Source organism: Haloferax marinisediminis, from assembly GCF_009674585.1.
Taxonomy (GTDB): domain Archaea; phylum Halobacteriota; class Halobacteria; order Halobacteriales; family Haloferacaceae; genus Haloferax; species Haloferax marinisediminis.
The window spans coordinates 1,331,317-1,343,283 of the sequence record NZ_WKJP01000001.1; the positions used below are offsets into that span (position 1 = coordinate 1,331,317).

An 11,967-nucleotide genomic window follows, 5' to 3' on the forward strand; every position below is an offset into this window, starting at 1 on the left:
GACTGATTTTTCGGCCGGAATTCGACGGGTGAGTCGGCCCTGCGTACTCGGTGCAACCGAGGCATGTGTTCAAGACACCGCAGGCGAGAGTCACCCCATGGAGGGGACACTCGCCGCCGCGGCGCTGGTCTTCGGCATCGTCGCGTTCGGCGGTTTCGTCACTGGCGTCAACGGATTCGGGTTTTCTGTCGTCGGGACCGCACTCCTCGCGGCGACGATCGACCCGCAGACCGCCGTCGTCGTGATGATTCTCCCGATACTGGCTGGGAACGTCTCGCTCGTCCGCGAACTCGACCGGTCGAGTCTGCAGTCCTGCGTCCGTCGTTTTTGGCCCTACGTGGCCGCCGCGCTCGTGGGAACAATCGTCGGGATGCTCCTGTTGTCGGCGATTCCGACCCAACCACTGACACTGGCGCTCGGTCTGTTTGTGCTTGTCTACGTCGTCTTTTCACAGCCGTGGGTGTCGGTTCCCGGGGAGGACCGCCTTCGCGGCATCTGTTTCACCGAGAAAACGGGAATGAAAGCCGGTCTCGGCTTCGTCTCTGGCGTCATCTTCGGGGCGAGTAACGTCGGCGTTCAGGTGGTGGCGTACCTCCAATCACTGAAGTTAGACCGCTCGACGTTCGTCGGCGTCGTCGCGATGGTATTCCTCGGGATCTCGACGGTTAGGGTCGTGCTGGCGTCCGTACTCGGACTGTTCGGTGGGGGCGACCTACTGTTGCTGTCTGCGGCCGCAGCAGTGCCGGGGCTCGTCGGTGTGAGTGCTGGCAAATGGGTTCGCCCGCGGGTTCCAGTATCCTACCAACAGGTGGGCACGATGGGGCTGTTGCTTCTCATCGGCCTGCGACTCACGAGTCGGGGGATTGGCCTCTAACGGGGATGGAGGAAGTGGCCCCCTTCGCGCGTACGAGGGAAACAACGGTAGTACGGTGGGTGTTGCGGCGGGTGCGGTTGGTGTTCAGTCGCCTGCCTGACCTTCGAACCGTGACGGCGGGAGGTAACTCACGTCGCTTTCGGACTCGAAGCCGAGCGGTTCGGGGAGGACACACCGGTCTGGTTGTCTGTTGACGTGTTCGTATTCTCCTGGCGAATTCGCCAGCGGGTGTGCCGGGTTGTCCCTGCTGTCGATGCGGGCGGCTCGGACCTCGCCGAAGCCAGCGATACGCGCCTGGATTCCGCGCCAATGGTGTTCACTCCCGGCTGGGACAGTGATACGCTTCGGTGACTTCCAGTCGGGGTGGTCACACGCGAGAACTGCGTTGTTCACGTTCGCGGCCAAGTCGTCGTGGTCGACGAGGACGCCGACGCGGGCACTCGGGGGTGCTCGATGGGCGAGCACGTCCAACCCGAGGTGGAGTGCACGATACTCCGAGATGTTGTTGTTCGGAGCCACGTCTGGGAATGCGATACGGGCGACTCGTTCACCGTCGCGGGTCTCTATGACGACACCCAGTCCACCGCCGTCAGGGCGATACGACCCGTCCGTCGCGACGTAGAAGTGACGGTGGTGGGTCCGCGGCGGGTGCGCGATGTGGGGCGTTGGCGACTCGTCGAACAAGTCTCGAAGGGTGGGACGGCCGGTCACGGCCATACGAATCGTTCCGCGATGGGACCATATAAGTATAACCCGTATTCGAGAGACGTTAGTGCTATAATAAATGGCCGAAATATATATAGCAATTACCCCCGAAGGCCGGTCTCTTAGGCAATGGTTATAAGAAGGGGGAATCCAAATCTCCTCCGATGAGTGATAGCGATTCTCACATCGGTAGGCGGTCGTACCTCAAGCTAGCAGGCGGAGCAGCTGCTTCCGCCGCACTCGCCGGTTGTACCGGCGGTGGCGGCGAAGAGACGACCACCGAGAGCGGTGGCGAAGAGACGACCACCGAGAGTAGTGGCGAAGAGACGACGACTGCGACCGAAAGCAGCGAACCGTTCGACGTCACGATTACGCAGGGTCAGATGCCATCCGGCCTCGACCCACAAGACCACCGTGAAACGCCGACGGACATCGTCGTCCTGCACGCGTACGAAGGTGTACTGACTCGTGACGCGACGGGTGCAGTTCAGCAAGCACTCTCGACGAACTACGAGCGCATCGACGGCGAGGACGCCGTTCGATTCGACATCCGAGAGGGTGTCACCTTCCACAACGGCGACGAACTCACCCCCGAAGACGTCGCCTACAGTATCAACCGCGTCGTCGACGAGGAAGTCGGCTTCGCGAGCCCGCAGTCCGACCAGCTCGCCGGCGTCACCGGCGCAGAGGTCATCGAGGGCGAGCGCGCCGTCAAGGTGCTCAACGACGGTCTGAACCCCATCGTGTTCTCCGAGTTCGCAACGTACCTCGACGTGATGCAGCAGTCGTGGGTCGAAGAGCGCAGCAAGGCACAAATCGGCCAAGAGATGAACGGGACCGGTCCGTTCAAGCTCGACTCGTACACCGAAGACGAGGAAGTCGTCCTCTCGCGCTACGATGACTACTGGCAGGAACCAGCAGCAGTCGACACGCTCACGTTCCGTGCCGCCTCCGAGGCGAGCACGCGTGTGAACCAACTCCTGCAGGGTGAGACCGACGTCATCGTCAACGTCCCGCCGCAGGAAGTCCAGCGCGTCAACAACTCCGAGAACGCCCGTGTCGCCGCGGCCCCGTCCACGCGTATCATCTACAACGCGATGCGCTACGACGTCGAGCCGTTCGACTCCGTGGAGTTCCGGCAGGCGATGAACTACGCGATCGACCTCGAAAGCATCGTCCAGAACGTCCTCGGCGGCTTCGGTGCGCAGACGAGTCAACCGACGCTCCCCGAGTTCGTCGGCCACAACGCCGACCTCGACCCGTACCCGTACGACCCCGAGATGGCCGAGCAACTCGTCGAAGAGTCCGGCTACGCTGGCGCAGAGATCGAACTCAACACGCCGGTCGGCCGCTACCTGAAAGACCTCGAAATCTCGCAGGCTGTCGCTGGCTACATCAACGAACTCCCGAACGTGACGGCGACGGTTCGCCAGCGTGACTTCGGTTCCCTCGTCGACGAACTCCTCGCCGGATCCATCGAAGAACGCCCACACTGGTTCCTCATCGGATGGGGCGAAGCGACGTTCGACGGCGGCCTCGTCATGACCGCACTCCTCTCGTCCGAGGGTGTCCTCACGACGTGGGAGAACGAAGAGTTCGACTCGCTCCTCGCAGATGCAGGCCAACAGTCCGGAGACGAACGCGACGCAACGCTGCAGGAAGCGAACGCACTCGCACACGAGGAGTGCCCGTGGATCTTCCTGAACCAGCAGTTCAGCGTCTACGGCGTCAACGACGCCATCGAATGGGAAGCCCGCTCCGACGAGCGTATCGACGTGTACGACATGAGACAGAAGTAGTCGATGTCACTGTCGAGGTTCCTCATCAAACGCTCGCTCCAGGGTCTGTTCGTCATCTGGGGGGTCATCACCGTGGTCTTCGGGCTCCGGTTCATCTCACCAGGTGACCCTGCAAACGTCCTGTTACCCCCGGACGTCGACCCGGAGGTCAGAGCGCAGGTTATCGCCGAGCTCGGGTTGAACGAACCCCTGTACGTACAGTACTGGGATTTCATCTCGGGCATCCCGCTCGGTGACCTTGGCCTGTCGCTCGTGACGCGAACACCGGTCGCGGCCCGCGTCATCACGAAAGTTCCGGCGACGCTCGAACTCGCGATTGCAGCGACCATCGTCGCAGTCATCATCGCAATTCCGTTGGGCGTCGTCTCAGCGACGCGGCGGCACCAACCCGCCGACTACGCTGCGACGGTGTTCTCGCTGTTCGGCATCAGTACGCCGAACTTCTGGCTGGGGGTGATGCTCATCCTCATACTCGCCGTCCAGCTCAACTTGTTCCCGACGAGTCAGCGACCCATCGGTATCGATGGAATCCTCTTGCTCGTCGCCAACGGGAACCTCGACGCCGCATTCGACGGGTTCACCACGTGGTTGTGGCACATCACACTGCCCGCAATCACGCTGGGAACCTACTTCACCGCGCTCATCACACGCCTCACTCGCAGCGGAATGCTCGACCAATTGGGTCAGACGTACGTTCGGGCGTCGCGAGCGAAGGGGCTTCCCGAGACTCTTGTCCGCTACAAGCACGCGCTTCGAAACACACTCATCCCGGTTATCACCGTCATCGGTCTCCAACTCGGCACCCTCATCGGTGGGGCTGTCATCACGGAAGCCGTCTTCGCGTGGCCGGGACTGGGGACGTTAATCATCAACAGTATCAACGCACGTGACTGGCCGGTCCTTCAGGGGTCGCTCATCATCGTCGCGGTTGGATTCGTCCTCGTAAACATCCTCGTAGATGCCCTGTACGCCTACGTCAACCCACAGGTGGCCTACGATTGAACCACCTCGTTAATCGATGATATCGGAACGAACACGCAGAAACCTTCGCCGGGAACTCCAGCGAAATCTACTCGCAAAGATTGGCATCGTTGTCGTCGTCCTCATAGTGGCGATGGCGATCTTCGCACCATTTATCTCGCCGTATAGCCCGGGCACACAAAACCTCGAAGACGCACGCCAACCCCCCATCGGGTTCAGCACCAAAGAGACGAAGGAGGTGACGAAGATGGATAACGGGAGCGTCGTCATCGAAAACGGACAAGTTGTCACCGAAGAGCAGACGGTGTACACGAACGCGACGTTCGCACACCCCCTCGGAACTGATGGGAACGGGAGAGACATCCTCTCTCGTATCATCTACGGGGCCAGAACGTCCATCCTCGTCGGCCTCTTCGGAACGTCACTTGCTGCACTCATCGGCGTCGTCGTCGGTCTGTCCGCAGGGTTCTACCGCGGACGCGTCGACGACCTGCTGATGCGCGGCGCGGACATCATGCTCGCGTTCCCCTCGCTCGTCCTCGCGATCGCGCTCGTGGGCGTGTGGGGACAGGCACAAGCACCGATTCCCGACCCGTTCGTCGTGAGCGGTATCGCACCCGCGTTCCGCTCTGCGGTGGGGTTACCGACAGGGATGCCCGAAACAATCGTCCTTCCCGGGACGGTCATCGTCGTCGTCGCACTCGTCAACTGGGTGTGGTTCGCTCGCGTCTCACGCGGTGAAGCGCTCTCGATTCGCGAAGAGGAGTACGTGAAAGCCGCTCGCGCCCTCGGTGCGAGTGATGGACGGACGATGCTTCGGCACGTCCTCCCCAACGCAATCACGCCCATCCTCGTCCTCGCGACGATTCAGGTGGCCGCGATTATCCTCCTCGAATCCGCGCTGTCGTTCCTCGGGTTCTCCGGGGCCGACGTGTCGTGGGGCTTCGACATCGCGCTCGGTCGGCAGTACCAGTCGACCGCGTGGTGGATTTCGACGATGCCCGGCCTCGCCATCGTGGTGACAGTCATCGGACTGAACCTCGTCGGCGACTGGCTCAGAGACGCACTCGACCCCGGTATCGAAGGGGAGGGAGGTGTCTAAGATGGCAGACTCCATCCTCAAGGTCCGCGACCTGACGACCCGCTTTTTCACCGAAGAAGGGCAGGTCAACGCCGTCGAACACGTCTCGTTCGACGTCGAAGACGGCGAGATTTTCGGCATCGTCGGTGAGTCCGGCTCCGGAAAGTCGGTCACCGCACTGTCGGTTATCGACCTCATCGAGTCTCCCGGCCGCGTGACCGACGGCGAAATCTGGTACCGAAACGAGAAACTCGCAGACGAGTTCCGTGGGTCGAATCCAGACGCTGTCGACGGTGACCTCGTGGACATTCGGCGACTTCCGAAAGGGGTCCGCCGGTCGCTCCGTGGGCCGTCGTTCAGCATGGTGTTCCAGGACCCGATGAGCAGTTTCAACCCCTCTATCACGGTCGGCGAGCAGATCGCCGAAGCGGTAGAGGTCCAACGACGAGCACGCTCGAACCCACGAGCCACTCGGTCGCGGACGCAGGGGTACGGACTTGGGAAACTCGTCGCAGACACGTTGCTCCCCTCCCAAAGCTACGTTTCCGACGAGAGCATGGAACGGGCAATCGAGCTCCTCGAACAGGTCGGTATCCCCGACCCAGAAGACCGTGCACACGAGTACCCCCACCAGTTCTCCGGTGGGATGCTCCAGCGGGCGATGATCGCACAGGCGCTCGCCGGTGAACCCGACATCCTCGTCGCCGACGAACCGACGACGGCGCTCGACGTGACGATTCAGGCGCAGATTCTCAACCTGCTCCGTGACCTGCAAGAACAGCAGGGAATGAGCATCCTGATTATCACGCACGACCTGGGCGTCATCGCTCGGATGTGCGACCGCGTCGGCGTCATGTACGCCGGTGAAATCGTCGAGCGGGGACCACTCAGCGACATCTTCGACAACCCGGTCCACCCGTACACGCAGGGGCTTCTCGGTTCGATTCCGGACGTGGACGACCCATCGACCCGTCTCGAACCCATCACGGGGAACGTCCCGAGTCTCCTCGACTCGGAGATGCCGAACGCGTGTTACTTCGCCGACCGGTGTCCCAAAGCTATGAACGACTGTCTGACCCGCATCCCAGAGTACGAACTCGACGGACGACACAGCGTCCGGTGTGTGCTCTCCGAACGAGAGTACGACCCGAACGACGCCATCGAAACGGAGGTGACTGCCGATGACTGAACCACTCCTCAAAGTTCGTGACCTCCAGAAGTACTACTTCGAACAGGACACGTTCATCGACTCGCTCCTCGGACGCGAGCGAAAGAGTGTCAAAGCAGTCGACGGCATCTCGTTCGACATCGAACCCGGTGAGACGCTCGGTCTCGTCGGCGAGTCCGGGTGTGGGAAGTCCACGACTGGTGAGACACTGCTCCGACTCCGCGAGGCCACCGGTGGCTCGGTTCGTTTCGACGGGCAGGACGTCTTCGAGATGGACTCTGACGAACTCAAGGCGTTCCGCAAGGACGCACAAATCGTCTTCCAGGACCCGTTTTCGAGTCTCGACCCCCGGATGACCATCGGCGACATCGTCGCCGAACCGCTGAAGATTCACGGTATCCCAGAGGGGGCAGGCGACCAGTCGAAGCGTGAGTGGCGCCGTGACAAGGCCAGTGAGTTACTGGAACGCGTCGGCCTCTCGGCGAACCAACTCGACCGCTACCCACACGAGTTCTCCGGCGGGCAGCGCCAGCGTATCGGTATCGCTCGTGCACTCGCCCTCGAACCCGACTTCATCGTTCTCGACGAGCCGGTGTCCGCACTCGACGTCTCCGTGCAGGCGCAGGTGTTGAATCTCCTCGACGACCTGCAGGACGACTTCGGTCTCACCTACCTCTTCATCGCCCACGACCTCTCTGTCGTGCGCCACATCTGTGACCGTGTCGCGGTGATGTACCTCGGGAACATCGTCGAACTCGGACCGACCGACGAACTGTTCGAGTCTCCGAAACACCCGTACACGCAGGCGCTCTTGGACAGTGTCCCCCGGCCGTCGACCACCGAACACGGCCGTCGTGTCGAGGCACTCTCCGGTGACGTTCCGTCCCCACGGAACCCACCGTCTGGATGCCGCTTCCGCACTCGCTGTCCAAAAGTCATCCCGCCAGGGGACCTCGACATCGACCAAGAGACGTATCGCGCAGTGATGGACTTCCGCGATGCGCTCGCCGTCGGCGACGTCAACCCAGAACACATCTGGGAGGAGGCCGACCCCGAACACGTCGACGAAGAGGCGTTCATCGAGGTGGCACGGTCACGTCACGTCGATGCCGAACTGCGCGGAGAGGTGGCGGGCGTCGTCGACACGGCGCTCGGACAGCTCGCAGAAGGTGACGAAGAACGCGCCCAAGAGACGCTTCGTCGTCGCTTCGAGAGTCCCTGTGAGACGCGCCGACCTGCCGTCGGCGACGCACCACACCCCGCCGCGTGCCACCTCTTCGAGGGGTCCGACGAGGTGACGGTCGTCGAGACGAACGCAGGCGCTGCTCTCGAAGCAGACGACTGAACCGCGGCCGGTCAATTTTTTGCGTCCACTCCGCACGTCCGAGCACGCTGTGTGGACCGACTGGATTCCGGTGAAATCGCCCCGCATCGAAACGTTCAGGCACCCACCGAGCACATCACCGCTGTGACACGGTACCGCAACCTTGGACTCTTCGTCGTCCTCGCCGCCGTCTGGGGGTCTGCGTTCATGGCCATCAAGGCCGGGCTGGAGTTCTTCCCGCCGGTTCTCTTCGCTGCCCTCCGGTACGACGTCGCCGGAGTGATCATGCTCGTGTACGCGTTCTACGCCACAGACTCACCAGTCCCACGCGGCCGAGCAGAGTGGACAGAGATAGCCATCGGTGCGGTCTTTCTCATCGCGGCGTACCACGCCTTGCTGTTCGTCGGGGAGACCGACCCGGCGGTCACGAGCGCTGCTGCTGCCGTCATCGTGAGTCTCAGCCCGGTTCTCACGAGCGGGTTTGCACGGGTGTTCCTCCCCAGTGAGCGCCTGACTCCGCTCGGTGTCGTCGGGTTGCTGCTCGGCCTCGTCGGTGTCGCCGTGCTCTCCGAACTCGACCCGAGTAACTTACTCGCTGGCGGAACCGTCGCAAAAATCCTCATCTTCGGTGCCGCCGCGGCGTTCGCCCTCGGGTCGGTCCTCACCCGTCGTATCGAGTCTGACATGCCGATCGAGACGATGGAAGCGTGGTCGATGCTCGGTGGCGCCCTGTTGATGCACGCCATCTCGGTCGGTCTCCGAGAGTCGTTCGCCGACGTCGTGTTGAACACGGAATCGCTCCTCGCACTCGCCTACCTCTCGGTGGCGGCGAGTGCAATCGGCTTTCTCATCTACTTCGACCTACTGGAGCGACTGGGCCCCATCGAAATCAACCTCGTATCCTACGTGGCCCCGATTTTCGCAGCACTCTCCGGGTGGGTCTTCCTGAACGAGGTCCCGAACCTCGCGACTGCGGGTGGCTTCGCGCTCATCTTCTTCGGGTTCATCCTCCTGAAACGTGGGGCGATTCGGCGTGAACTCCGCCACCGATTCGGCGACAGCGCAACGCCGACCGACTGAGTGTCGCGGTCGGACTACGCTTCGAGTCGCTCGACAGACGTGACTTCACCGACCATCGACCAGCCCTCTTCTCCGGGTGCCTGTCTCCCGACGATGACGGCATCGTTGTCTTCGGTCGTCGCGAACCGATACGCCGCGTCGTCGCCCTCACGACTCCCCTCTGCTTGAAACTCTGTCTGGAAGAACTCCGCGCTCTGGAGGGTAAACCGCCCCTCGAGGTCCTCGTCGACGACGAGGTACATCGCGTTGGGGTGGATGTTGTACATACGTTTGGCAACGCGGTTGAGGTCGGACATGATTCGTCAGTCGTGCTCACGAAGTAAATCGATACGGGAAGTGCCCGTTGGAGACCAGACGGGGTTTCACGCCCGTCTAATGTGTGGTGATCTGGCCTCGACACCGAGCGCGAAAATCACCTCACGTGCTGCATTTTGGAACGTCCTAATCGACTCCCAAAACTGGACGACGTGCGCCGGTTTGTGTTCTGCTAACGTCACGTTTTTCGCATATATTCAGAGAATTCATACTGTTCGAGATTACAGAAGGTAGCACTGAATAAAAGAGTTAGAAGACTCTATAAAGTATTAGATTGCCTCTAGACAGGCAATGAAATTTCACGTTTATTAGAATATCTCGACTAAATGAGGGTGAAACGAAGCGAATCCTCGCACGTAATTATGACCCCCGAGTTGATATAGTGGATGTAGGTTCCCCCCGCTATGTCAAACTCATCAACCAACCTCCCACGCGAACGTCTCTCCGAACTCCGGGAGATGGTCGCAGACGAACAGCAACTTCCGACCGGTGTGAGACTCGTTGCGGCGCCACTCCGATTCGTTGGCTTTTGGGCCGCCGTCGCCCTCCCGTTTCTGTACGTTCCACTCCTGTTCGGCGGTCTCGAAGCGAGCGAACTCACCGTCTTCGTGGCGCTCGTCGCGCTCAACGCCCTCGCACTCGTAATCGGGCACAACTACGCCCGTTCGTAAACTCGCGCGACTCGACCCTCCTTCGCGCAGAGTCATTTTTTGACGTTTTACGCAGTACGTATTCTCCAATTAATTCCGATAGTCGCGGGTGAATCGAGATTCTTTACCACGACCCAGTCGTCGAGTCGAGTATGTCGCTCGAGATGGTCCCGTTGGGACGAACCGGCACGAGCGTATCGGAAATCGCGTTCGGAACGTGGCGATTCGGCCGACAGAACGACACAGGCGAGGTCGAAGTCGACGCTGCACAGGCGCACCGACTGCTCGACGCCTACGCCGACGCGGGCGGGAACTTCATCGACACCGCCGACATGTACGGTGACGGTGCGAGTGAGTCGTACATCGGTGACTGGCTCGCGAATCGCGATCGAGAAGACTTCGTCATCGCATCGAAGATATTCTGGCCGACTCGCGAGGACGCCAACGGGCACGGTCTCAACCGAAAGCATCTGCGCCGGCAAATCGACCGTATCCTCGACCGACTCGGGACCGACTACGTCGACCTCCTCTACATCCACCGCTGGGACGACGACACCCCCGTCGACGAGTTCATGCGCACGCTCGACCAGTTCGTTCGCGACGGAAAGGTGAACTATCTCGGGACGTCCACGCTCGAACCGAACGCCTGGAAGGTCGTCAAGGCGAACGAACTCGCCGACCGCCGTGGCTACGAACCGTTTAGAATCGCCCAGCCTCGGTACAACGTCGTCAACCGCGAGGTCGAAGGGAACTATCTCGAGATGTGCGACGACTACGACATCGGCGTCATCCCGTGGTCGCCACTCGCCGGTGGGTTCCTCACCGGCAAGTACGCTCGCGGTGAGTCGCCACCGGCGGACTCTCGCGCGGCGAACGACCAACGATTCGCCGACTCGTACCTCACCACAGCGAACTTCGACGCACTCGACGCCGTCGAAACCGTCGCCGAGGAAGTCGGTGCGTCGCCCGCACAGGTCAGTCTCTCGTGGCTGATGCACCACCCGCAGATCACCGCTCCCATCATCGGCGCGCGGACCGTCGACCAACTCGAAGAGAACCTCGTCGCCGCCGGCGTCGACCTCTCGGCCGACCAGTTCGAGCGTCTCTCGGCCGCGAAGCGCCACCTCTCGGTGTAGACGTTCCAAACCGTCAGGTGTAGGTGTCAGCGGCCGGTATCTCCGCCCATGACCGACGACGCGTTCGACCCCGAGAAATACGTGGCCGAACTTCGCGAAAAGCGGCGTGAGAAAGACGACTTCTTCGACTCCCACCCTCAGTCACCGGTTCCACCGGCAGAGCGCGAGGCATTCGACGGACTGGACTACTTCGACCCGGACCCGGACTTCCGGGTGTCGGCGACTGTCGAGACGCACGCCGACCCGGAGCCCGTCGTGATGGACACCACTGCGGGGCGCGAAGTCCGGTATCTTCGCGTCGCGACGTTCCACTTCGAACTGCGCGACACCGACCTCGAACTCGGTGCGTACCAGCAGGAACACGACGACTCGCCGACGCTGTTCGTCCCCTTCCGCGACAAGACCACCGGCCAGCAGACGTACGACGGCGGTCGGTACATGGAACTCACGCCGGACGTCCCGCTTTCGGAGCTCGACGACATCGTCGTGGACTTCAACATCGCGTACAACCCGTTCTGCGCGTTCACCGACACGTTCGACTGCCCACTGCCACCCGAAGAGAACTGGCTGAGCGTCGTCGTCCCCGCGGGCGAGAAGAAGTACGAGTCGCCGTAGCGACGAAAAGCGCAAGTTCCATATCCTCTTGTTCCGGATACGCAATCATATGGGACTGTTCAGTTCGCGCAACGCGCTTATTGGAATGGCGCTGATGGTCGTCGGCACGCTCGCAATGCTCCCCGCGCTGCTTCCGAACGCCGCACAAGTAACGTCGTACGCTCTCGTTCTCGGCGCGGCGGCGCTCACCTACGGGACGTGGCTCGTCGGCACGTCCGAAGACGGACGTCCGGTCTAAG

General features: G+C 61.6%; 13 protein-coding genes. 11 read left to right on the plus strand and 2 right to left on the minus strand.

The features are described 5' to 3' along the window. The first annotated feature begins 97 nt into the window (after window positions 1-97). Window positions 98-874, plus strand: coding sequence for a sulfite exporter TauE/SafE family protein (locus GJR98_RS06870; RefSeq protein WP_151136783.1), 777 nt, complete (start codon window positions 98-100; stop codon window positions 872-874). Window positions 875-958: 84 nt separating this feature from the next. On the opposite strand, the gene GJR98_RS06875 is transcribed toward GJR98_RS06870, so the two are convergent. Next, on the minus strand, window positions 959-1,591 hold the full coding sequence (locus GJR98_RS06875) for a ribonuclease H (RefSeq protein ID WP_151136785.1): 633 nt from the start codon (window positions 1,589-1,591) through the stop codon (window positions 959-961). Between the two features lie 152 nt (window positions 1,592-1,743). On the opposite strand from GJR98_RS06875, the gene GJR98_RS06880 reads away from it, so the two are divergent. From GJR98_RS06880 to GJR98_RS06905, 6 genes are all read left to right on the plus strand, one after another. After that, on the plus strand, window positions 1,744-3,378 hold the full coding sequence (locus GJR98_RS06880) for an ABC transporter substrate-binding protein (protein WP_151136787.1): 1,635 nt from the start codon (window positions 1,744-1,746) through the stop codon (window positions 3,376-3,378). Between the two features lie 3 nt (window positions 3,379-3,381). Further along, window positions 3,382-4,380: an ABC transporter permease gene (locus GJR98_RS06885; RefSeq protein ID WP_151136789.1), complete on the plus strand. Its 999-nt coding sequence runs from the start codon at window positions 3,382-3,384 to the stop codon at window positions 4,378-4,380. A 16-nt stretch (window positions 4,381-4,396) separates the two neighbouring features. Beyond that, complete coding sequence (locus GJR98_RS06890; protein ID WP_151136791.1) at window positions 4,397-5,461, plus strand: ABC transporter permease; 1,065 nt, start codon at window positions 4,397-4,399, stop codon at window positions 5,459-5,461. A 1-nt stretch (window position 5,462) separates the two neighbouring features. Continuing rightward, entirely contained in the window at window positions 5,463-6,629 is a 1,167-nt protein-coding gene (locus GJR98_RS06895; protein WP_151136793.1) for an ABC transporter ATP-binding protein, read from the plus strand. Further along, the gene (locus GJR98_RS06900; protein ID WP_151136795.1) at window positions 6,622-7,953 is read left to right on the plus strand and encodes an ABC transporter ATP-binding protein; all 1,332 of its coding nucleotides are present in this window, start codon (window positions 6,622-6,624) and stop codon (window positions 7,951-7,953) included. The genes GJR98_RS06895 and GJR98_RS06900 overlap by 8 nt, the downstream gene beginning before the upstream one ends. A gap of 123 nt (window positions 7,954-8,076) precedes the next feature. After that, window positions 8,077-9,012, plus strand: coding sequence for a DMT family transporter (locus GJR98_RS06905; RefSeq protein WP_151139397.1), 936 nt, complete (start codon window positions 8,077-8,079; stop codon window positions 9,010-9,012). Between the two features lie 14 nt (window positions 9,013-9,026). Here the strand turns inward: GJR98_RS06905 and GJR98_RS06910 are convergent, their stop codons facing one another. After that, window positions 9,027-9,308 carry a transcriptional regulator gene (locus tag GJR98_RS06910; protein WP_151136797.1) on the minus strand — a complete coding sequence of 94 codons (282 nt, stop codon included), beginning with the start codon at window positions 9,306-9,308 and terminating at the stop codon, window positions 9,027-9,029. A gap of 423 nt (window positions 9,309-9,731) precedes the next feature. Here GJR98_RS06910 and GJR98_RS06915 point away from each other — a divergent pair, with 423 nt between their 5' ends. From GJR98_RS06915 to GJR98_RS06930, 4 genes are all read left to right on the plus strand, one after another. Next, window positions 9,732-9,998 (plus strand): hypothetical protein, encoded by a 267-nt coding sequence (locus GJR98_RS06915; RefSeq protein ID WP_151136799.1) that lies wholly within the window; start codon window positions 9,732-9,734, stop codon window positions 9,996-9,998. Window positions 9,999-10,129: 131 nt separating this feature from the next. Next, window positions 10,130-11,113, plus strand: a complete 984-nt coding sequence (locus GJR98_RS06920; RefSeq protein WP_151136801.1) for an aldo/keto reductase — start codon at window positions 10,130-10,132, stop codon at window positions 11,111-11,113. Between the two features lie 48 nt (window positions 11,114-11,161). Further along, window positions 11,162-11,728 carry a DUF1684 domain-containing protein gene (locus GJR98_RS06925; protein ID WP_151136803.1) on the plus strand — a complete coding sequence of 189 codons (567 nt, stop codon included), beginning with the start codon at window positions 11,162-11,164 and terminating at the stop codon, window positions 11,726-11,728. A 49-nt stretch (window positions 11,729-11,777) separates the two neighbouring features. Beyond that, the gene (locus tag GJR98_RS06930) at window positions 11,778-11,966 is read left to right on the plus strand and encodes a hypothetical protein (RefSeq protein WP_151136805.1); all 189 of its coding nucleotides are present in this window, start codon (window positions 11,778-11,780) and stop codon (window positions 11,964-11,966) included. The last annotated feature ends 1 nt before the right edge of the window (window position 11,967 follow it).